Source organism: Actinomadura nitritigenes, from assembly GCF_017573545.1.
Lineage (GTDB): Bacteria > Actinomycetota > Actinomycetes > Streptosporangiales > Streptosporangiaceae > Spirillospora > Spirillospora nitritigenes.
Genome location: NZ_JAGEOK010000007.1, coordinates 198,269 through 219,596, shown reverse-complemented (window position 1 = coordinate 219,596; position 21,328 = coordinate 198,269). Strand labels below are relative to the sequence as shown.

Below are 21,328 nucleotides of genomic sequence, written 5' to 3'. Positions count from 1 at the left end.
CATGGCACCGGCGGGCGGCGCCTCAGGGGATCAGCACGATCTTCCCCGCTCCGCCCTTCTCCACCCGCTCGTGCGCCTGCGCGGCCTGGTCGAGCGCCATGCCGTGAGGCGCGGGCGGGGTGATCCGCCCCTGCACCGCCGCCTCCAGCAGCGTGCGCAGCACCTCCGCCGTCTGGTCCTCCGGGCCGCCGGACAGGAACGGCACGCCCAGGTCGAAGGCGGCGGGGTCGGCGATCGTCACCACGCGGTCCACGCCGCCGCGCAGGGCGATCGCGTCCGGGAGCGCCCCGTGCCCGGCCGCGTCCAGCACCGCGTCCACCCCCTGCGGTGCCAACTCGCGAACGCGGTCGGCCAGGCCGGGGCCGTAGGTGGTGGCGGTCGCCCCCAACGCCCGCACCCGGTCCAGGTTCGCCGCGCCCGCCGTGCCGATGACGGTGAGGCCGTCGGCAACGGCGATCTGCGTCGCGAGGGCGCCCACGGCGCCGGACGCACCGTTGATCAGCAGGGTCTCCCCGCGGTCGATCTTGAGCGCGCGCAGCGAGCGCACCGCCGCCTCGCCCGCCACGGGCAGCACCGCCGCCTGCTCCCAGGTCAGGGCGTCCGGCTTCGCCGCGTAGACGGACATCAGCGCGTACTCGGCGTAGCCGCCGCCGACCGGCCACCCCGCGACGGCGTCGCCCACCGCCGCGTCCGCGACCCCGTCCCCCACGGCGTCCACGACGCCGGAGACCTCGAAGCCGAGGGCACGGGGCGCCGCGAGCGACTCGCCGCCCGACATGATCCCCGAACGCAGCTTGACGTCGATCGGGTTCACCCCGGCGGCGCGGACGGCCACCCGCACCTGTCCGGGCCCGGGCTCGGGCCGTTCGGTCTCCACCACCTCCAAGACGGATGGGGCACCGTACTCGGCGAATATGACAGCACGCATGACGGCTCTCTCCTTCGGTCGTGTGCGGGCGCCCGGTCCGGGCGCTCACCGCCGGCGTAGGTGGCAAGCCGGACGACGCGCGCTCTGTTCCCCCGCAACCCCGAACGTCCCACCCGACCCGCCAACGAAACCAACCCCCTATCCACGCCCCCACCCTCGACCCCGCCACGGACGCCCACCTTCGACGCCGACCCTCGACGCCCGCCACGGACCCTCACCTTCGACGTTGACCTTCGGCGGACGCTTCGGCGCCGACCCTTGGCGCTCGCCACGGACGTTCACTTTCGACGGGCGCCCCTGAGGTCGCCCCTCGCCCCCGCCTCGGCTGGCGCCTTTTGACGCCGACCTTCGCCCCCCGGCCCTCGTCCCCGCCCCGGAGCCCACTTCCGGCGGGCGCTTCGGCGGCGCCCCTTGGCGTCGGCTCTTGACGCCCGCCCTTGGTGTCGACCCTTGACGCCCGCCACGGACATTCAGCTTCGACGGGCGCACTAGTCGTCGCCCCTCGGCTGGCGCCTTCGGCGGGTGCCTGTGGTGCCGACCTGCGCCGTCGACCCGCGGCGCCGTCGACCCGCGAAGCCGACCCTCTACGCCCATTTTCGGCGGGCGCTTCGGCGCCGCCCCTTGACGTCGGCTCTCGACGCCCGCCCTTGGGGCCGCGCCTCTCCCCTCGCCACGGATGCCCGCCTTCGGGCGCTCTTGACGCCGGCTCTCTACGCCCGCCCTCGCTCCACGTCCTCCGCCACGGACGCGTGCCCTCGATGCCCACCTTGGCTGGTGTCCTGGGTAGGCGCCGTCGATGGGCGCCGCTCCAGGGGGAGGCTGGGGGAGTGCTTCTCAGCCGGGCGCGCCTGCCGGGATCTGGCCTACGGCGAACCCTTGCGCCAGGAGGGGCAGGGCGCTGTTCAAGGAGTACCTGTTCGGGGCGGTGAGGCGGGTGGTCGTTCTCTTGGTCGGCCGGGCCCGCGGGTGAGGCGGGGAGCGGCCCGGCCATGACCGCGAGGACGCCGCCCGCGCGCCCCTGTAGGCGCGGGCGGAGATGGTGGACCGGCCCGTGCGCGCGGCCCCGCGCACGGACCGGCGACCGGTCCGGGCGCCGCGGCGGAGAAGAGCCGCGGCGAACCGGGGTCGATGCGGCCTCTAGGGGTGGACCCCGAGGCCTCGGCGGCCGCCGCCCGATGGGCGGGGCCGGTGGCTGCGCCGCCCGGCGGGCTCGTCCCGCACTCCCGAGTACACGAGCCGGTCGCCCGGATGCTGCGGGGCGGCCGAGGGCAGCACCGGGACGGCGATCTTCTCCGGCGGCTCGCCGTCGGTCGACGGGACGGAGGGCGCGGGGGCGGTCGGCGTCACGGATCTGCTTCCTCGGGTACGGGTGGCAACGGGAGAAAGTGTTCTAGAGGTTAGAAAACCCTGTCCAGCTGTTTGAGAGAACATCTTGAGATAAGTTCAGCGGGAAATGTCATCATTTCCCGCTCAGATGAACGGACGGCCATTTCGGCGGGACGAAGGAGGCAGGTAGTAGTGTCCCTCCCCGTGTCATCGACCCTCGACGCGCTCCTCGACTGCCCGCCCGGTCTGCTGGATGCCACGTTCGACCAGCTCCGCACGCTGCTGGTGGTGCACGAGACGGGGTCCGCGCTGCGCGCCGCCCGGGCGCTCGGGCGGGAGCAGTCCAGCGTCCAGAAGCAGCTCGACACGTTGAACCGCAACAGCCAGGCGCTGTGCGGGGAGGTGCTGACCGTCCGGCAGGGGCGCGGGAAGGACTTCCTGTTCACGCCGACCGGCGAGACGACGGTGGAGCTGGCGCGGACGACGATCGAGAACTGGCTGGAGTCGATCCACTGGAGCCGCCGCCGCCTGGGCCGGATGCTGACGGTCGGCACCACCGAGTTCACGCTGCCGATCGTGTCGCGGGCCTGGGCGCGGGTGTCCGAGGAGTTCCGCCAGCGCGAGGTCGAGTTCAAGGTGGCGCACGTCCGCACGAAGGACCTGTGGTCCCGGCTGGAGACGAAGCAGGTCGACCTGGTGTGCGGCAGCATCGTCAGCACGCCGGAGGGCGACGAGCGGCTGAAGGAGTACGAGGTCATCGAGTACGCGCGCGGGCAGGCGCTGCTGCTCACCAACCTGCCGGAGAGCGAACTGCCCGACGGACCGGTCCGCACGAGCCGGCTGGGCCGCGTGCCGCTGGTGCTGCCGCCCGCCGGCCTGGTCGCCGATCTGCTGGCCACCTGGTACGGGCCCGCGTTCCGGGACCGGCTGAACGTCGTTGCTGACATCGACGACGTGCACTACGGACTGTCCCTGCTGCGCTCCGGCTTCGTCCGCGGCTGCATGATCGTCACCGGTTCGATCGGGCGCGGGATGGCGGGCCGCGACGACCCGGACGCCGTCCCGCTGCGCGCCATCGGACTGCACGACGACCTGGAACCGAAGGCCGAGCTGATGACCGGCGCCTTCGTCCGCCGGGCCGACCTGGAGCGCTACGACGCCGGCCATCCGCTGAACCGCCTCTGGGCCGCCGTCCACGAGGACGTCCGCACCTACACCCCCCTGGCCTGACCCGCCAAGCCGATCGAGCGAGGGTGCGGAGGGCCGGGCGGGCGAGGGTGCGGGGAGGTGGTTGGACAAGGGCGCGGAGGAGTAGAGCCCAGCCATCGCCACGGGCGGGCACGCGGAGCGAGTGCAGCGAGCGGAGCAGGCATGCCCGACGGCGGACAGGCTGTTATGCCGCGGAGCGCTAGCGGAGCGGAAACAGCCTGCCAGCCGCGACGGGGGTTCCACGAGGTCGCCCCTGGATCAACAGGGCGCCCCCTTGGCCAACACCCTTACTTGATCTGGTTGTCGACCACGTCGAGGGACGGGCGGGCGCCGAGGTGCTGGGTGGCCTGGGCGGCGAGACGGCAGCCGGCGGTGAGGGCGTCGGCGGGCTGCTTGCCGTCCAGCCAGGGCGGCAGGAACCCGGCGATGAACGCGTCGCCGGCGCCGGTGCCGTCGACGACCTTCTCGACCGGTTCGGCGGCGACGGTGACGGGTTCGGGGCGGCCGTTGGTGTACCAGAGGGCCCCGTCGGCGCCGACCTTGATGACGACCTGCGGGTACCAGGCGGTGAGCACCTTGGCGGCGGCGGCCGGGTTCTCGCGGCCGGTGAGGATCTCGGCCTCCTTGCCGGTGACCACCAGGAGACGGGCGCCCTGCGTCCACTCCAGGAACGGCTCGGCGCCCATCCGCTTGAGCGGGGAGGACGAGCCGCCGTCGACCGACACCGACATCTGCGCCTGGCGGGCGAGTTCGAGGGTGTGGATGGCGGCCTTGCGCGAGCCCTCGTTGATCAGCGAGTACCCGGACATGTGCAGGTGGGTGCCCTGCGAGAACAGGTCCTTGCAGCGCTCGATGTCCTCGGGGAGGAGGGCCGCGTTGGCGCCCGGGTCGGACAGCATGGTGCGGTCGCCCTTGTGGGTGACCATGACCACGCAGGTGCCCGTGGGGCGCTCCTGGTCCATGACGAGGCGGGCGTCGACGCCGTACCCCATCAGCTCCATGTCCCGGTTGCGGCCCGCGATGTCGGAGCCTCGGCGGCCGACGAAGGCGACCTCGATCCCCTCCAGGGCGAGCCAGGACGCGACGTTGGCGCCCGATCCTCCCCCATGGGTCGTCACGGCGGCGGGCGTGTCACTGCCCTTCGCCAAAGGGTACGCGGCACGAGCCACGGTGTCTGTCATGAGATCGCCGACCACGACCACGCGCGTCATGGAGTCATCACCTCGATCAACACGGCCCGCGCGAGCGGCTTCAGGGCGTGGAACGACGGTAACAGCTCTTGGCCCCCGATTAGGTCTCGAACGCGCAGCGAAACCCGGGAACCCTGGTTTTTCCCTCAGCGTGCCGCCGGCGCCGCGTGCCTTACGCTCGGTACGTGACCGAGGGTTATCCGGACCAGTGGGAGGCCGACGTCGTCCTGAGCGACGGCGGGACGGCGCATCTGCGGCCCATCCGGAGCGAGGACGCCGATCTCCTGCGGGTCTTCTACGCGCGGCTGTCGCCGGAGACGATCTACTACCGCTTCTTCTCGCCGCGCCCCTACCTCACGGACCGTGAGGTCGAGCACTTCACGGGAGTGGACTACGACCGGCGTGTCGCGCTGATCGCCACGATCGGCGAGGAGATGGTGGCGGTCGTCCGGTACGACCTGCTGAACGACCGGCCGGAGACGGCGGAGGTCGCGTTCCTGGTGGAGGACGCCCATCAGGGGCGGGGGCTGGGCGCGGTGCTGCTGGAGCACATCGCGGCGGCGGCGCGGGAGCGGGGCGTGCGCCGGTTCGTGGCGAGCGTGCTGCCGGACAACCGGCGGATGACGCGGGTGTTCCGCGAGGCGGGCTACCGGGCGGAGCAGCGGTTCGAGGAGGGCGTGATCGAGCTCGTCCTGGACCTGGAGCCGACGGAGACGTCGGTGGAGGTGATGGCGGCGCGCGAGCACCGGGCGGAGTCGCGGTCGATCCAGCGGCTGCTGTTCCCCTCGTCGGTCGCGGTGGTCGGTGCGAGCCGCGCGGAGCACAGCGTGGGGCAGACCGTCCTGCGGAACCTGCTGAGCGGGGACTTCACCGGGCCGGTGTACCCGGTGCATCCGACGGCGACGGCGGTGGCTGGTGTGCGGGCCTACGCGTCCGTGCTGGACATTCCCGACGACGTGGACCTCGCGGTCGTCGCGGTGCGGGCGGACGCGGTCCGCGAGGTCGTGGAGCAGTGCGCGGGGAAGGGCGTGCGCGGCCTGGTCGTCGTGTCGTCGGGGTTCGGCGAGACGGGTCCGGAGGGGCGTGCGGACCAGGAGGAGCTGGTGCGGCTGGCCCGCGCCTACGGGATGCGGGTGGTCGGCCCGAACTGCCTGGGCATCGCCAACACGGACCCGGAGGTGCGGCTGAACGCGACGCTGGCGCCGACGATGCCGGGCCGGGGCCCGGTGGGCTTCTTCTCCCAGTCGGGCGCCCTCGGCATCGCGATCCTGCAGCGGACGGCGGAGCGCGGCCTCGGCCTGTCGACCTTCGTGTCGGCGGGGAACCGGGCGGACGTGTCCGGCAACGACCTGATGCAGTACTGGGAGGAGGACCCGGCGACCAAGGCCGTGCTGCTCTATCTGGAGTCGCTGGGGAACCCGCGCAAGTTCGCGCGGCTGGCGCGCAGGCTGGGCCGCCGCAAGCCGATCGTGGCGGTGAAGAGCGGCCGCAGCACGCAGGGCGTCCCGATCGGGCACGCGGCGCGCGCGCTGACGCTTCCCGACCACGCGGTGAGCGCGCTGTTCCAGCAGGCCGGCCTGATCCGGGTGGAGGACCTGGCGGAGCTGTTCGACGTGGCGCAGCTGCTGGCCTACCAGCCGCTCCCGTCGGGCGACCGGATCGCGATCATCGACAACTCCGACTCGCTGGGGCTGCTGGCGCAGGACGCGGCGGCCGCGCTGGGCCTGGAGGTCCGCCCGCGGGTCGACCTGGGGCCCCGCGCGGACGCCGACGACTACGAGGCGGCGCTGGCGGAGGCGCTGGCCGACGATTCCGTGGACGCGATCGTGGCGCTGTTCACCCCGCCCACGATCGGCGGGTACGACGTGCGCGTCCCGGAGAAGATCCTGCGGCTGGCGGCGGGCGGCAGCAAGCCGATCGTGGCGACCTACCTGGGGTCGGAGGGCATGCCGGCCGATCTGCGGATCACCGGCCCGGACGGGACGGCGGCGGAGGGCTCGGTGCCGTCCTATGCCGCGCCGGAGGACGCCGTCCGCGCGCTGGCCTACGTGGTCCGGTACGCGCAGTGGCGGCGGACGCCGGCGGGCCGCGTGCCGGAGTTGGAGGGGATCGACCGCAAGCGCGCGCGGGCGCTGGTCGAGGACTGGCTCGGGACGGGCGATCCGGTGAAGGCCACGCCGGAGCAGGCCGCCGAGCTGCTCGGCTGCTACGGCATCGAGGTCTCGGGGGACGCGGCCGGCGGGGGAGTGCCGACGCGGGTCGTGACCATGGAGGACCCGTCGTTCGGCGCCGTCGTCTCCTTCGGCCTGGCCGACGAGACCGCGGCCCTCCTCGACGACCGCGCCTACCGTCTGGGGCCCCTCACCGACGTGGAGGCCGCGGAGCTGATCCGGGCGATCCGGACGGCGCCGCTGCTGCTCGGCCATCGCGGCGCGCAGCCGGTGGACGTCGCGGCCCTGGAGGAGCTGCTGCTGCGGGTGTCCCGACTCGGGTACGACCTGCCGGAGGTGGCGCGGCTCGAACTGGACCCGGTCATGGCGGACGTGTCCGGCGTCGCGGTGCGCGGCGTCGCTCTCCGCCTGGAACGTCCGCTGGGTCCGCGCACGGAGCTGGGCCCTCGGCGCCTCCGGCAGTTCTAGGGCCGGCCGGGAGGCGGCGGCGGGCTGGGCGCCGGGGTCGGCGGGATCGGGTCGGGCTCGGGGCCGGGCGGGACCGGGTCGGGGTCCGGCGCCGGCGGCGTGGGCTGCGGCGCGGGACCCGGCGGGGTCGGCTCCGGTGGCGGGCCGGGCGGGACCGGGTCGGGCGCGGGCCCCGGCGGGATGGGCCCCGGCGGCCGGGGCGGGGGGCCCGGCATCGGGCCGGGCGGCGGCTCGGTCGGCGGGACCAGCGGTTCCGGCGCGGGGGTGGGGTCCGGTGTCGGCGGGGGCACCGGCTGCGGGGTCGGCAGCGGCTCTTTCTCGTCCATATGCTCCCCGTACCCGCGTGCCCGGCGGGTACCCGTGCGGCCCGCGCCGCGGGGCCGTGCCGGTGATCTCCCGCCGCGCCGGGCATGTGCGCGTCCCGCCCCGGACAGGGCAGGATAGGGGCATGAGGGAAACCCGAGCGACCGCGCATGGTTTGCGCACGGCGATCGAGCGCAGCGGCTACTACCCGGCCCTGGTCGCGGACGCGGTCGAGTCGGCCATAGGGGACGACCGCGTCGTCGCGTACGTCGTGCACCACGAGGCGACGTTCGATCCCGCGATGGAGGTCCGGCGGCACGTGACCGTGCTGGTGCTGTCCGCGAGCCGGCTGCTGGTGTGCCACACCGACGAGCACCCGCCCGGCGAGGGCATGGAGCGCCCGCACGCGTCCACCACCACGGAGGCGGTGAAGCTGGAGCGCGTCCAGTCGGTCGCGGTGACGCGGGTCGTCCCGGACCCGGCCTCCTACGTGCCCGGGGTGCCGCCGACGGAGGTCGTGCTGACGATCGGGTGGGGCGCCATCGCGCACATCGACCTGGAGCCCGCGACCTGCGGCGACGAGAACTGCGAGGCCGACCACGGCTACACCGGCAGCGTCACCGCCGACGACCTGTCCCTGCGGGTGAGCGAGGCCGCCGACGGCGCCGACGCCGTCGCGCAGGTGCTGGCCTTCGCCGAGGAGCTGTCCGCGGCGACCGCGCGGTGAGCGGCCGGTGAGCGGGGCGCCGGCGCCGCCCGTGCCGCGGTACGGGACGGGCGCGCTCGCCGACGTCCCGGTCTCGGTGCTGGCCGCGCTGGGCGTCCCGGACGCGGCGAACGCGCTCGGCCTGCCCGCGCTGCCGCGCGCCTGCGTGCTGCTGATCGACGGGCTCGGCTGGGAGCAGCTCCGCGCCCACCCGGACGAGGCGCCGTACCTGACGGCGATGGGCGGCGGGCCGATCACCGCGGGGTTCCCCGCCACGACCGTCACCAGCCTCGGGTCGCTCGGCACCGGCCTGCCGCCCGGCGGGCACGGCCTGCTGGGCGTGCAGGTCGCGATCCCGGGCACGGGACGGCTGCTGAACTGCCTGCGCTGGCGGGACGACTCGGTCGACCCGGAGCGCTTCCAGCCCGCGCCGACGATCTACCAGCGGGCGGCGGCGGCGGGCGTCGCGGCCGCCTACGTGTCCCTCGGCCTGTACCGGAACTCGCCGCTCAGCCGGGCCACGACCCGCGGCGCCGACTACGTCGCGGCGGACAGCCTGGGCCAGCTCGTCGGGCGGGCCGAGCGGGCGCTGCGGCGCGGCGACCGGTCCTTCGTGACCGTCTACCATCCGGATCTCGACTCGACCGGCCACAGGTTCGGGGTGGGGTCCGCCGAGTGGCGGCACCAGCTGCGGTTCGTCGATGTCCTCGTGCAGGAGCTCGCCGGCGTCCTGCCGCCGGGCTCGGCGCTGTACGTGACCGCCGACCACGGCATGGTGGACCCGGTGGAACGGATCGACGCCGACACCGTTCCCGAACTGGGCGAGGGCGTGGCACTGCTCGGCGGCGACGCGCGCAGCCGGTACGTGTACAGCGAACCGGGCGCCCATGACGACGTCCTCGCCGCGTGGACGGCGCTGGTCGGCGACCGGGCGTGGGTCGTGCCGCGCGAGAAGGCGGTGGCGGACGGCTGGTTCGGCCCGCTCGCCCCGGGGATGGCCGAGCGGATCGGCGACGTGATCGCGGTGCCGCACGGGGGCCTGGCGATCGTGGCGTCCGAGCGCGAGCCCTGGCTGAACCGGATGGTCGGCATGCACGGCTCGCTCGTCGCGGCCGAGCAGATCGTCCCGCTGCTGACGGCGACCCGTCCCTGACCGCGCCGCCGTCCCGCCGCCCGCCCCCCGGCCCCTGTTCCGGTCCTGACCTGCGCTGTCGCGGAATGCGCGCGCACGGCGTGTCCCGGGGCCGGTGGTGCGTAGGCTGCCGGTCGTGACGAACCGCGCCGAGCCCCTCCTCAATCCGGGCGACGAAGGTCAAACTGGCGATGTGCACCCTCTCATCGAAGTGCCCGCGCTGGACCGGCTGCTCCGGCGGCAGACCCCCCTGGTCCTGCTGGACGTGCGTTGGCATCTGGCAGGGCCGCCGGGAATCGACTCCTACCGCAAGGGCCACCTCCCCGGAGCCGTGTTCGTCGACCTGGACCGCGACGTGGCCGGGCCGCCCGGTCCGGCCGGGCGCCATCCGCTGCCCCCGTCCGGTGACTTCGAGGCCGCGATGCGCCGCACCGGCGTGTCCGGGGACCGGCTCGTCGTCGTCTACGACGACGCCGACTCCACGGCCGCCGCGCGCGTCTGGTGGTCGCTGCGCTACTTCGGCCACGACAGGGTCCGCGTGCTGAACGGCGGCTACCGGGCCTGGACGGAGGCGGGCCACCCGGTCACCACCGAGGAGCCGGACGTCAAGCCGGGCGACTTCTTCGCGCGTCCGGGCCGGCTGCCCGTGCTGGACGCGGAGGGGGCCGGGGCGCTGGCGACCGCCGGGGTGCTGCTGGACGCCCGCGCCGCCGAGCGGTACCGCGGCGAGGCCGAGCCCGTCGACCCGGTCGCCGGGCACATCCCGGGCGCGCGGAACGCTCCGACGTCCGGGAACGTCGGCGTGGACGGCCGGTTCCTGCCGCCGGAGCTGCTGCGCGAGCGGTTCGCGAAGCTCGGCGCGACCGACGCACTGGACGTCGGCGCCTACTGCGGCTCCGGGGTGACCGCGGCGCACGAGATCCTGGCGCTCCACCTCGCGGGGATACCCGCGGCCCTCTATGTCGGGTCCTGGTCGAACTGGGTCGCCGATCCCGCCAACCCCGTCGCGACGGGCGATTCCTGACGTGACGGCCCGTGGCCGCCGGTAGGTTCCGGCGGCCACGGGCCGGTCTCATCCCGAACCGAAGCAGAGGAAGCCCGCCGCGCCGGGCAGGCGCGGCACGCCGGCGAGCGCGCGGGCTGGCGGCAGTCCCGACGCCAGCCCGGCGTGGAGCGCCGCCATGAACTCCGGTGTCGTGGCGTCCCGGACGGGCGCGACGCTGGCGATCACCGTGGCGGCGCCGAGGGCGAGCAGCACGCCCGCCATCCCGACGGCGGCGTCGCCCTCGTCGGAGCGGCCGATGTCGCAGGCCGACAGCACGACCAGGCGCGGCGGCGCCGCGAGCGCGTCCAGGTCGTGGACGGTCAGCGGGCCGTCGGCGAGCCGCAGCCGCGAGAACAGCGCGTTGCCCTCGCGGAACTCGCCGTGGGCGGCGATGTGGGCGAGCGCGGCGCCGTCCAGCGCGTCGCGGACGGGTTCGGCGCGCGCGTCCGGGCCGTCCAGGACGAGCGCGCCGGGGTGGACGCGGCGCAGCGCGGCGATCTCGCGTCCGGCGTGGGCGAGGCCGGGGCCCGCGACCAGGACGGTGCGGCCGCCGGGCGGACGGTCCGCGCGGGCGCGCAGCCAGGCCGCGGCCGACGGGACGACCGTGAACGGGCGTCCCGCGAGCGACGGCAGCACCGCCCAGGGCAGGCCGTGCAGCGGACCGGCCGGGGCGATCACCAGGTCGCGGTCGCCCGCGTCGGCCCGGACCGGTGCCAGCAGGAGCCGGTCGAGCCGTTCGGCGGACTCGGCGGCGGCGGTGAGCGCGGCGGGGTCGTCCGCGCCCGCGAGCCGGCCCAGCGCGTAGCGGATCAGGCCCGCCTCGCGGGCGGCGGCGTCGTGGTCGCCGAGCCGGTGCCTGCGGGTCCGGCCGCCGGCGACGGTCACCGCGTGCAGCTCGCCGCCGACGGCGACCAGCTCGATGAGGGCGCGGTCGCCGAGCGCGGCGGCGATCTCGGCGGGCTCGGGGGCCTCCGGTCCGGGCGGCCCGCCGGGGCGGCGGCGGGTGTGCGCGCTGACCTTCGCCTCCAGGGCCGCCAGGTCGGCGGCGAGCACGGACGGGACGCCGCCGCTCGCCGCGTCGCAGGTGTGCGCGGCGCTGAGCGCCCGCAGCGCCGCCAGCGCCCCCGCCCGCTCGGGGTCGGCGGGCGGCCGCAGCCGCCCCGGGCGGGCGATGGCGCGCCGCCGCTCCTCCAGGTCCAGCAGCTCCGCGGCGGACCCGGCGAGGCCGAGCCCGAGCGCGGCCAGCTCCCCGGCGAGGCCCGCCGCGCGGGCCCGCAGGTCCAGCGCGCCGAACGCCTCCGCGTGCCGGGCGGCCGCCTCCAGCCCGGCGCGGACGGCGCCGACCGCGCCCGGGACGTCGCCGCGCGCCGAGCATGCCAGCGCGGTCGCGTGCCGGGCGGCGATCCGGACCGCCGCGGGACCGTCCGTGCCGTCGACGTCCGCCAGCAGGTGCGCGGACGGCCTGCCGAGGGCCATCGCGACCCGCGCGGCGATGACGCGGGTCTCGGCGGCGGGCCCGGCCCAGCCGCCGTCGCCGAGCAGGCCCGCCGCCGCGGCGGCGTCCGCCAGCAGCGCGCCGGACCGCTCGCCGGACTCCCAGCGCGCCTTGACCAGCACGTGCTCGGCGAGCGGGATCCAGCCGGGGCGCTCCTGCCCGGCGAACGCGTCCCGCGCCCGCGCGGCGCTCTCGGCGGCGCGTCCGGGATCGCCGTCCGCGAGTTCCGCGTGTGCGCGGAGCAGGAGGGCGTCCGCGACGTCGCACCTGTAGCCGTGTGCCTCCGCCGCCGCCAGGGCCGCGTCGAGGAGGGGCCGCGCCTCCCGCGGCAGGCCCGCCACGATGAGGGTCTCCGCTTGGTCCAGGCGGCACTGCGCCAGCCGCTCCCCGGCCAGGAGGGGCTCGGCCTCCGCGTACAGCCGCAGGGCGCGCGGGACGTCCCCGCGCCGCGACACCGCGAACGCCAGGTTCCCCTTGGCCATCGCCGTCTGGTGCCGCAGCCCGGCGGCCTCGCCGACCGCGACGGCCTCCGCCAGGGCCTCCTCGGCGCCGCCGAAGTCGCCGCGCATCGCCCGCGCGAGCCCGATGTTGGTCAGCAGCCCGTTGAGCGCCGCCCGGTCGTGCCCCCGCCGCAGTCCCGCGAGCGCGCGCTCAGCGACGTCGTGCGCCTCCGCGACGCGTCCCGCGCGGGCAAGGGCGCAGGCCTTGTTGGCGGCCAGCCGGTCCGCATCCTCACCGCGCAGGACGGTTTCCGCCTCCTCCGCGTGGGCCAGCGCCCCGGTGAGATCCCCGCGGGCCGTCAGAAGACCGACGAGGTTCATCCGGACCTTCGCGGCGGTGTACGGGTCGGGGCGCGCGTCACCGGTCCACGCGTCGTCCGCGAACACCGGCCACGCGTCGTCCGCGAACACCGGCCAGCCGTCGTCCTCGGGCGCCGCGCCGGCCGTCTCGCGCCCGGTCGCCAGGTCGAGCGCCCGGTACAGGAGGTCCAGCCCTTCCTCCAGGCGCCCCAGCTCCTTGCACGCCAGGCCCGCGATCCGCAACGCGAGGATGTCGTCGCCCCGCTCCAGCAGCGCCGTCGCGCGGGCGTGCGCGGTCGCCGGGTCGATCGCCGCCAGCCACAGCAGGGCCCGCTCGTCCTCGCCGCTCACACGCGGACCCAGCTGGTGACGACCGACGAGCCGTCCGGCAGCCGGAACAGCAGGCTGACCAGCCCCTCCGGCACGTGCGGAAGGCAGAACATCCCGCCCGGCCCGGTGCGCCCGGCCGGCCGCCCCGCCGGATCGCCGCCCTGCCGGACGACGATCTCGGCGCTCGCCGGCGGGACGAGCCGTCCGGTGATCTCGCGGTGCCGCCCGTCCTCGGTGACCTCGATCTCCACCGCCGACCGGGGGCATCCGAACGCCAGCGACCGCCCCGAACCGCCGCGCACGCCCGCCGCCGGACGCACGGCGCCGTCCCGGCGCAGCTCCGCCAGCTCCGCCGCCGGCGTCCGCCACGCGAGCGCCGAACGCGCCGCCGCGAGCACGCCCTCCGGCACCGGGTCGAGGACGTCGAACGCGGCCCGCGCCCCCGCCATCAGCTCCTCGTCGTTCACGGGACGAGCCTCCGCAGCGCGGCCAGGCAGCGGGCCCGCGTCGGGCCGACGCTGCCGACCGGGACGCCCAGCGCCGCCGCGAGCTCGGCGTAGCTGGCCGCCTGCGCGAACAGCCGCAGCAGCGTCCGGCAGCGGCGGGGGAGCGCCTCCAGCGCGGCGCCGACGCGGCCCAGCCGCTCGCGGGCGGCCGCCACCTCGTCCGGGCCGGACGCGTGCCGGGCGCCGAGCGCGAGCGGCGGCAGGTCGCGGGCCCGCCGCCGCACGAGGGCCCTGCACTCGTTGCGCGCCGTCGTCGCCAGCCAGCAGCCGGTCGCGGACGGGTCGTCGAGCGCGTCGATCCGCTCCACCAGCCTCAGCCAGGACGTCTGCACCACATCGCTCGCGTCCGCGTCGCCGAGCCCGTGCGCGCGGGCGATCGACCACAGCAGCCCGCTGTACCGCTCGACGAGCCGCGCCCACGCGGCATCGTCGCCCTCCCGAGCCCGCACCACCAGTGCGCTCGTGTCGTCGTCCTGCAAAGTCGCCAAGGGGGCTCCCGCCACGTCGTCCGCCGGCATCGGGAGATCACCTTAAGTGCGATCACGGCGACGCTCCGTGCGCGGTTACCGCTTCGCCATCGGACCGTGCTCAAGAACTGATGAGTACGCCGAGATCCGGGAGGGTGACGTGGCGCGCCGGATCGAGGACCCGGTCGGCGGCCGACGGCGCGTCCAGCCCCTCCTGCGCGGCGAGCCCCGCGATCCGCCCGGCCACGGCGGGCGCCGCGAACGACGTCCCGCTCCACGTCGCGTACCCCTCGAACCGGTCCGCGTCGACGCCTCCCGAGGGGGCGCGCGGGCCGTCGAACCACACGTGCGTGCTCGCGACGTCCACTCCCGGCGCGCACGCGTCGACCCACCAGCCGTAGTTGGAGAACCAGGCCCGGTCGTCCCCGTCGAGCGCCGCAACCCCGATGACGGGCTTCATCGCGGCCGGCCAGAACGGGCGCTCGCTCGCGGTGTTCCCCGCGCACGCCACCACGACCGTCCGGCGGCCGAGCGCGCTGATCGCCCTCGCCAGCACCGGCGACGGACGGTCGTCGTAGGTGTGGCAGCCGAGCGAGATGTTCACCACGTCCGCGCGTCCCCAGGCCGCGAGCCGGGCGAGCGCGCGGATGACGTCCAGTTCGTCGCCGACGCCGTCCCCGCCGATGACGCGCAGCGCGCGCAGCGCCGCCGTCGGCGCGTGCCGCAGCACCACGCCCGCGATGAACGTGCCGTGCCCCGCCTGCGCGTCCAGTTCGAGGTCGAGGTCGGCGTCGAGCACCTCCGCCGCCTCGTCGCGCTGCTCGCGGAACCACGCGGTGTCCTCGTACCAGGGGTGCGGCGACAGCCCCGTGTCGAGGATCGCGACCGTCACGTCCCGGCGCGCGCCCGCCGCGACCGGCGCGGGCAGCGGCGCCGCCGGACGCGGCCGGTCGGCCGGGCCGCTCCACCACATCGGCTGGCCGTGGACGAGATGGTTCGGCGACACGCTCAGCGTCCGATGGCGGCCACCGCCGGACAGCTGCGCGGACAGCTCGCACACGTCCACCTTCGCCGACGGCCGCAGCCGCAGCCGGGTCGCGCCCGGCCCGTCCTCCCGCGCGTCGCACCAGCGCCGCACCAGGTCCTGCGCGGGACCCGCGTCCCGCCCGGAGACGAGGACCTGGTCGCGGCGCACCAGCGCCCGCCGCCCCGGCACCGGCTCCACCATCACCGCGTCACGGTGCCGCGCCAGCAACCGGACCAGCCGCGCCTCCTGGTCGAGCATCGCATCCCCTCCCGTGCCCACGGATCCGGCACTCATCGTGCCGGAACGGGGACCGTAAGTGACCGCCGAACGCGCCGAAACGGCGGCGCGGCCGCCCGGCGAGGGCCTACGCTTGGCGGCCGGGACCGGTGAACGGTGCGCATCCCGTGGTCAAGCGTTCGGCAAACGGTGAAGTCACGGTGGTGCGACCCGGGCCGATGATGCACAATGAGGGACGCGGACGCCGTCTTGGGACGTACGAGGCCGTAGGGGAAGACGAGCCTCGGTACAGATCCAGGAGGTCCGGTGACCGCACGTGGCGTTTTCTACGTCCACTCCGCGCCACCTGCGCTGAGCCCGCACATCGAGTGGGCCGCCGCAGGTGTTCTCGGCGTGCCCGTTTCCCTTGAGTGGGCTGATCAGGCGGCCGCGCCGGGGACGCTGCGCGCCGAGCTTCATTGGGAGGGCAGGCCGGGCACCGCGGCAGGGATCACCTCGGCCCTGCGCAACTGGAAGCTGGTGCGGTTCGAGGCCACCGAGGACCCGACGCCCGGCAGCGACGGCGTCCGCTACAGCTTCACCCCGACCCTCGGGGTGTTCAGCGGCGTCATCGGGGCCAACGGCGACATCATGGTGCCCGAGGACCGGCTCCGCGCGGTCATGGCCAACGCCGCCGTCGGCAAGACGAACCTGGAGCACGAGCTGGAGCGGCTCCTCGGCACCCCGTGGGACAACGAGCTGGAGCCCTTCCGCCGCGCCGGCGACGGAGCTCCCGTGCGCTGGCTCCACGCGGCTGTTTGAGGCAACCCCGGCCAAAGGGCCTCGCCTGGCGGCTCGGCCCTTGACCGGTCTTGGGCGAGCGCGAACTCGCTTCGCGAGCTTCCCGGTGGGGGCTCGCCTCCGGCATCGCCCCCACCGGTCAGATAACGCGCTCGCGTGATGGCCGAGGTCGTTGCCGGACTCGTAAAACAGCATGCGAAACGGCCCGGCGGGTCCGAGAGTCGGACTCGCCGGGCCGTTGCCGTGCGCGGTCAGAGAGCGCGTTCGAAGGCGACCGAGACGTTGTGGCCGCCGAAGCCGAACGAGTTGTTGAGCGCCGCGGCGGGCCCGTCCGCGAGCTTGCGCGGCTCGTCCCGCACGATGTCCAGGTCGACCTCGTCGTCGAGGTCCTCCAGGTTGGCGACCGCCGGGACGAGGCCGTCCCGCAGCGCCAGGATCGTGAACACCGACTCCAGCGCGCCCGCGCCGCCCAGCAGGTGCCCGGTCATCGACTTGGTCGCGGTGATGGCCACCTTGGCGGCGGCCTCCTCACCGAGGCCCGCCTTGATGGAGTTCAGCTCGGCGACGTCGCCGGACGGGGTCGAGGTGGCGTGCGCGTTGATGTGCACGATGTCCTCGGGCCGCAGCCCGGCGTCGGCGAGCGCCCGCTGCATCGCCTTGGCCTGACCGCCGCCGCTCGGGTCCGGCAGCACGATGTCGTAGGCGTCGTTGGAGTAGCCGCAGCCCGCGGCGACGCCCTGCACGCGGGCGCCGCGGGCGCGGGCGTGCTCCTCCGACTCCAGGATGATCATGGCGGCGCCCTCGCCGAGCACGAAGCCGTCGCGGTTCTTGTCGTACGGCCGGGACGCGCGCGCCGGCTCGTCGTTGCGGGTCGACATCGCGCGCATGCGGCCGAACGAGGCCATCTGCAGCGGGTGGATGCACGACTCGGTGCCGCCGCAGATGACGACGTCCGCGCGGCCCGCGCGGATCATGTCGATGGCGTAGCCGACGGCCTCGCCGCTGGACGCGCACGCGCTGACCAGGGCGTGCGAGCCGGCGGTCGCGCCGAACTCGATGCCGACGTGCCCGGACGCGCCGTTCGGCATCAGCATCGGCACGGTGAACGGCGACACCCGCGACCAGCCCTGCTCGCGGAACACGTCGTAGCTGTTCAGCGCGGTGTGCAGGCCGCCGATGCCGCTGGAGACGACGACGCCCAGCCGGTCGCCGTCGACGACGAAGCCGCCGGGCACGCCGGCGGGCTCCTCGTTGCGCATGGTCTTGTTGCTGACGGCCGGGGCGAAGCCGGCGTCGGTCCACGCCTCGCGCGCCGCGATCAGCGCGATCGCCTGGCTGCGGTCCAGCCGGCGCAGCGACTGCTTCGGCATGACCTCGGCCGGGTCCACCTTCAGCGTGGCGGCGAAACGGACCGGCAGATCCTCGACGCCCTCCCAGTCCAGGCTGCGGATCCCGGACTCTCCGGCGAGCAGGGCGGACCAGGTCGACGGCAGGTCTCCGCCGAGAGGAGTCGTTGCACCGAGACCGGTCACCACGACTCTGGTCTGGCTCTTGCTCATAGATGCTCCTTGCGGACTGGAGGGGGGAGTGGAGGCAGGGCGCGCCCGGCCCGGGGCGCCGTCGGGGCCCGTGCGGACCCGTCCGGGCGGCCCGGCGGCGCGCCCTCCCTGCGGCCGGTCCGCGCGCAGCGCGGCCCGGCCACCGGCCGGAACTAGCTCTGGAGCTTCTGGACGAAGTTGATGACGTCCTGGACGCTCTTCAGGTTGCGCAGCTCGTCGTCGGGGATCTCGACGCCGAAGCGGTCCTGCGCGGCCACCGCGATCTCCACCATCGACAGCGAGTCGATGTCGAGGTCGTCGATGAAGTTCTTCTCCGGGGTGACCTCGGACTTGTCGATGCCGACGATCTCGTCGATGATCTCGGCGAGGCCGTCCAGGATCTGCTGCTCGGTGGCGACTGCCATGGTTCTGCTATCTCCTTCGATGGGTTGGTCCAGAGCCTGCGGGCAGGCGTGACGGCCTACGGGATCTGGATGACTTGGGCAGCGTAGGACAGTCCGGCGCCGAACCCCACCAGGAGGGCGGGGGCGCCGGACGGCACGTCGCCGCGTTCGATCATGCGGGACAGGGCCAGCGGGATGGAGGCCCCCGAGGTGTTGCCGGAGTGCACGATGTCGTCGGCCACCACGGCGTTGGTGGCCTTCATCTTCCGGGCGATGGCCTGGATGATCCGCAGGTTGGCCTGGTGCGGGACGACGGCGGCGAGGTCGCCGGGGGCGATACCGGCGCGCTCGCACGCCTCCAGCGCGACCGGCGCGATGGCGGTGGTGGCCCAGCGGAACACCGCCTGCCCCTCCTGCCGGATGAACGAGTGCCGGTCGTCAATGATGATCTTGTCGTAGTTGTCGCCGGCGCTGCCCCACACGACCGGGCCGATGCCCGGCGACTCGCTGCCGGTGACGACCGCGGCGCCCGCCCCGTCGGCGAAGATGATGCTGGTGGAGCGGTCGGTCCAGTCGATCCACTGGGACATCTTCTCGGACCCGATCACCAGCACGTTGCGGGCGCTGCCGGCGCGGACGGCGGCGCTGGCGGTGCCGAGCGCGTAGCAGAACCCGGCGCAGGCGGCGTTCAGGTCGAAGGCGCCGGGGGCGTCGATGCCGAGCCGGTGCGCGACCTGCGGCGCGTGGCCGGGCATCGGCGACTCCGCCGAGCAGGTCGCGAGGATCACCAGGTCGATGTCGGACGGGTCGAGGCCGCTGTTCGCGAGGGCCTTGCCGCCCGCGTGCACGCCGAGCTCGACGATGCCCTCGTCGTCGCCGGCGATCCGCCGCTCCTGGATGCCGACGCGGGTGCGGATCCACTCGTCGTTGGTGTCGACGGTCTTCGACAGCTCGTCGTTGGTGACGATCCGGGCCGGGCGGTAGTCGCCGAACGCGAGGATGCGGGCGCCCGCGGCCGCCTCGGGGATGCGCAGCCCGGTCATGCCGCGTCCGCCTTGATCAGCTCGCGGGCCTTGTCCAGGTCCGCGGGGGTCTTGAGGGCCACCAGCTCGATGCCCTTCAGCTCGCGCCGGGCGAGCCCGACCAGCGTCCCGGCCGGGGGCAGCTCGATGATCCCGGTGACGCCGATCTCCCGCATGGTGGCCATGCACGCGTCCCAGCGGACGGGGGCGCTGACCTGCTCGACGAGGCGCCCGACGAAGTCGCGGCCGGACGCGACGACGGCGCCGTCGCGGTTCTGCAGCAGCTTCGTGCGGGGGTCGGCGACGGGGGCGCCGGGGGCCAGGCGGCGGAGGGTGTCGACGGCGGGGGCCATGTGGGCGGTGTGGAAGGCGCCGGCGACCGACAGCGCCCGCAGCCGCGCGCCGGCGGGCGGCTCGTCGGCGAACGCCGTGAGCTGCTCCGTCGTCCCGGCGGCGACGACCTGGCCGGCGCCGTTGACGTTGGCGGGGGTGAGGCCGTGCTTGTCGATGGCGGCGAGCACCTCCTCGGCGTCGCCGCCGAGCACGGCCGTCATGCCGGTCTCGGTGACGGCGGCGGCCTCGGCCATCGCGCGGCCCCGCTCCCGGACGAGCACCAGCGCGGCCTCGGGGGTCAGCACCCCGGCGATCGCCGCGGCGGCGAGCTCGCCGACGCTGTGCCCCGCGACGGCGCCGGGAGCGGCGTCCTCGTAGAGCACCTCGTGGGCGGCGAGCGCGGCGGCGACCAGCAGCGGCTGCGCCACGGCGGTGTCGCGGATCTCCTCGGCGTCGGCGGTCGTCCCGTACCTGACCAGGTCCAGCCCGGTGACGGCCGACCACCAGGCGAGACGGTCGGCGACTCCGGGTATCTCTAGCCATGGCTGCAAGAAGCCGGGGGTCTGGGCGCCCTGGCCGGGCGATGCGAGGAGTATCACGGCGTCCAGCCTTTCGCGAACGCCCCTTCCCTCACGATGCCGATCGCGACGAAGTTTGGTCCAGGCCCTTTGTACGACCTCTACAAGCGCCCTAGGCGCGGGGCGGGCGCGCGGCGAACCGGCCCAGGACCAGGGCGATGCGGAGCGTGAACGCGTTGCGCCCGTCGGTCGGCGCGAGGCCCGTGAGCTCGGTGACGCGACGCAGCCGGTAACGTACCGTGTTCGGGTGCACGAACAGCAGCCGGGCGGTCGCCTCCAGTGACGAACCCTGCTCCAGGTAGGTGGTGAGCGTGTCCAGCAGCGGCGCGCCCGCGGCGAGCATCGGGTTGTAGACACCCTCCACCAGGTACCGGCGGGCCTCGGCGTCGCCGTCGAGCGCCCGCTCGGGCAGCAGCTCGGTCGCCGGGACGGGGCGCGGCGCGTCCGGCCAGCCCGCGGCGGCGCGCAGCCCGGCGACCGCGGCCTGCGCGGACTTGGTCGAGTCGTACAGGTCGCCGACCTTCGGGCCGACCACGACGGGCCCCGGCCCGCACTTGGCGGCGATCGGGCGGGCCGCCTCCATCGGGTCGGCGTCGCCGCCCACCACCACGATGACGCGGTGGCCGTGCACGCCGGCCAGCACGTCGGCGCGGGCGCGCCGGGCGGCCAGCTGCATCTGGTCGATGGTGACCTCGGGCTCCTCGTCCTCCGGGGTGTACCCGGCGATCACCGTGACGGGCTTGGACGTCCAGCCGAGCGCCGCCGCCCAGGAGTGCATGCCGTCGTCGACCTCGCCGCGCAGCACCGCGTTGACGACGAGGGCCTCCAGGCGGGCGTCCCAGGCGGCGCGGGTCTCGGCGGCGCGCGCGTACACCTGCGCCGCGCCGAACGCCACGTCCCGGGTGTAGCGCAGGATGGCCTCGCGGAGCTGGGCCTCGCCGCCGGGCGCGGCCAGCTCGTCCAGCCGGGTCTCCACCACCTCGATGATCACGCGGATCATGTCGATGGTGTGGTGCAGCTTGATGGACCGCAGCAGTTCGCGGGGCGCGGTGCCGAACACCTCGCCGGCGATGGCGGGCCGGGTCCGCTCGTTGCTCTTGAACCACTCCACGAACGCGGCGATGCCCGCCTGCGCGACCAGCCCGATCCAGGAGCGCTGGTCCGGCGGCATCCGCCGGAACCAGGGAAGCTGCTCCTCCATGCTGGTCAGCGCCGCGGTGCCGAACGTCCCCATCGCCTTCTCCAGGCGCTGGGTGGTCTGCTCGCGGATCTCGGCCTCGCTTGCGGTGTCCACCTCCTTAGGGTGCCACCGAACGGGCGATGTTCCGTCCCT

General features: G+C 75.0%; 19 protein-coding genes. 6 read left to right on the top strand and 13 right to left on the bottom strand.

Annotated elements, in window-relative coordinates:
- Positions 1–22: 22 nt before the first annotated feature.
- The gene (locus J4557_RS12715) at positions 23–928 is read right to left on the bottom strand and encodes an NADP-dependent oxidoreductase (RefSeq protein WP_208266695.1); all 906 of its coding nucleotides are present in this window, start codon (positions 926–928) and stop codon (positions 23–25) included.
- 1,137 nt (positions 929–2,065) lie between these two features.
- Positions 2,066–2,275, bottom strand: coding sequence for a hypothetical protein (locus tag J4557_RS12710; RefSeq protein ID WP_208266694.1), 210 nt, complete (start codon positions 2,273–2,275; stop codon positions 2,066–2,068).
- A 183-nt stretch (positions 2,276–2,458) separates the two neighbouring features.
- On the opposite strand from J4557_RS12710, the gene J4557_RS12705 reads away from it, so the two are divergent.
- Complete coding sequence (locus J4557_RS12705; RefSeq protein WP_208266693.1) at positions 2,459–3,484, top strand: LysR family transcriptional regulator; 1,026 nt, start codon at positions 2,459–2,461, stop codon at positions 3,482–3,484.
- 266 nt (positions 3,485–3,750) lie between these two features.
- Here J4557_RS12705 and J4557_RS12700 read toward each other — a convergent pair whose 3' ends face one another.
- On the bottom strand, positions 3,751–4,674 hold the full coding sequence (locus J4557_RS12700) for a carbohydrate kinase family protein (RefSeq protein ID WP_208266692.1): 924 nt from the start codon (positions 4,672–4,674) through the stop codon (positions 3,751–3,753).
- Between the two features lie 164 nt (positions 4,675–4,838).
- Between J4557_RS12700 and J4557_RS12695 the strand changes: the two genes are divergently transcribed.
- Positions 4,839–7,292: a bifunctional acetate--CoA ligase family protein/GNAT family N-acetyltransferase gene (locus J4557_RS12695; RefSeq protein WP_208266691.1), complete on the top strand. Its 2,454-nt coding sequence runs from the start codon at positions 4,839–4,841 to the stop codon at positions 7,290–7,292.
- Here the strand turns inward: J4557_RS12695 and J4557_RS12690 are convergent.
- Entirely contained in the window at positions 7,289–7,618 is a 330-nt protein-coding gene (locus J4557_RS12690; protein WP_208266690.1) for a hypothetical protein, read from the bottom strand. The two genes, J4557_RS12695 and J4557_RS12690, sit on opposite strands and share 4 nt — an antisense overlap.
- Positions 7,619–7,740: 122 nt before the next feature.
- On the opposite strand from J4557_RS12690, the gene J4557_RS12685 reads away from it, so the two are divergent.
- The 3 genes from J4557_RS12685 (at position 7,741) to J4557_RS12675 (ending at position 10,457) form a co-directional block, all read left to right on the top strand.
- On the top strand, positions 7,741–8,322 hold the full coding sequence (locus J4557_RS12685; RefSeq protein WP_208266689.1) for a DUF5998 family protein: 582 nt from the start codon (positions 7,741–7,743) through the stop codon (positions 8,320–8,322).
- A gap of 7 nt (positions 8,323–8,329) precedes the next feature.
- Positions 8,330–9,454 carry an alkaline phosphatase family protein gene (locus J4557_RS12680; protein WP_208266688.1) on the top strand — a complete coding sequence of 375 codons (1,125 nt, stop codon included), beginning with the start codon at positions 8,330–8,332 and terminating at the stop codon, positions 9,452–9,454.
- Positions 9,455–9,626: 172 nt separating this feature from the next.
- On the top strand, positions 9,627–10,457 hold the full coding sequence (locus J4557_RS12675; RefSeq protein ID WP_208266687.1) for a sulfurtransferase: 831 nt from the start codon (positions 9,627–9,629) through the stop codon (positions 10,455–10,457).
- A 48-nt stretch (positions 10,458–10,505) separates the two neighbouring features.
- Here the strand turns inward: J4557_RS12675 and J4557_RS50880 are convergent, their stop codons facing one another.
- From J4557_RS50880 to J4557_RS12655, 4 genes are all read right to left on the bottom strand, one after another.
- Entirely contained in the window at positions 10,506–13,124 is a 2,619-nt protein-coding gene (locus J4557_RS50880) for a CHAT domain-containing protein (RefSeq protein WP_307799715.1), read from the bottom strand.
- A complete protein-coding gene (locus J4557_RS12665; protein WP_208266686.1) occupies positions 13,121–13,570 on the bottom strand; it encodes a hypothetical protein in 450 nt (149 codons plus the stop codon). Before J4557_RS12665 ends, J4557_RS50880 begins: the two co-directional genes overlap by 4 nt.
- Positions 13,567–14,097: an RNA polymerase sigma factor gene (locus tag J4557_RS12660; protein WP_243775646.1), complete on the bottom strand. Its 531-nt coding sequence runs from the start codon at positions 14,095–14,097 to the stop codon at positions 13,567–13,569. The genes J4557_RS12665 and J4557_RS12660 overlap by 4 nt, the downstream gene beginning before the upstream one ends.
- Before the next feature lie 100 nt (positions 14,098–14,197).
- Positions 14,198–15,361 carry a S8 family peptidase gene (locus J4557_RS12655; RefSeq protein WP_208266684.1) on the bottom strand — a complete coding sequence of 388 codons (1,164 nt, stop codon included), beginning with the start codon at positions 15,359–15,361 and terminating at the stop codon, positions 14,198–14,200.
- Between the two features lie 285 nt (positions 15,362–15,646).
- Here J4557_RS12655 and J4557_RS12650 point away from each other — a divergent pair, with 285 nt between their 5' ends.
- Positions 15,647–16,141: a DUF3145 domain-containing protein gene (locus J4557_RS12650; protein WP_208266683.1), complete on the top strand. Its 495-nt coding sequence runs from the start codon at positions 15,647–15,649 to the stop codon at positions 16,139–16,141.
- Positions 16,142–16,371: 230 nt separating this feature from the next.
- Here J4557_RS12650 and J4557_RS12645 read toward each other — a convergent pair whose 3' ends face one another.
- From J4557_RS12645 to J4557_RS12625, 5 genes are all read right to left on the bottom strand, one after another.
- Positions 16,372–17,679 (bottom strand): beta-ketoacyl-[acyl-carrier-protein] synthase family protein, encoded by a 1,308-nt coding sequence (locus J4557_RS12645; RefSeq protein ID WP_208266682.1) that lies wholly within the window; start codon positions 17,677–17,679, stop codon positions 16,372–16,374.
- 152 nt (positions 17,680–17,831) lie between these two features.
- Positions 17,832–18,083, bottom strand: coding sequence for an acyl carrier protein (locus J4557_RS12640; protein WP_151544105.1), 252 nt, complete (start codon positions 18,081–18,083; stop codon positions 17,832–17,834).
- 56 nt (positions 18,084–18,139) lie between these two features.
- Positions 18,140–19,105, bottom strand: a complete 966-nt coding sequence (locus tag J4557_RS12635; protein ID WP_208266681.1) for a beta-ketoacyl-ACP synthase III — start codon at positions 19,103–19,105, stop codon at positions 18,140–18,142.
- Positions 19,102–20,016 carry an ACP S-malonyltransferase gene (locus J4557_RS12630; protein ID WP_208266680.1) on the bottom strand — a complete coding sequence of 305 codons (915 nt, stop codon included), beginning with the start codon at positions 20,014–20,016 and terminating at the stop codon, positions 19,102–19,104. Before J4557_RS12630 ends, J4557_RS12635 begins: the two co-directional genes overlap by 4 nt.
- Positions 20,017–20,107: 91 nt before the next feature.
- A complete protein-coding gene (locus J4557_RS12625; RefSeq protein ID WP_151544107.1) occupies positions 20,108–21,289 on the bottom strand; it encodes a PucR family transcriptional regulator in 1,182 nt (393 codons plus the stop codon).
- Positions 21,290–21,328: the final 39 nt, after the last annotated feature.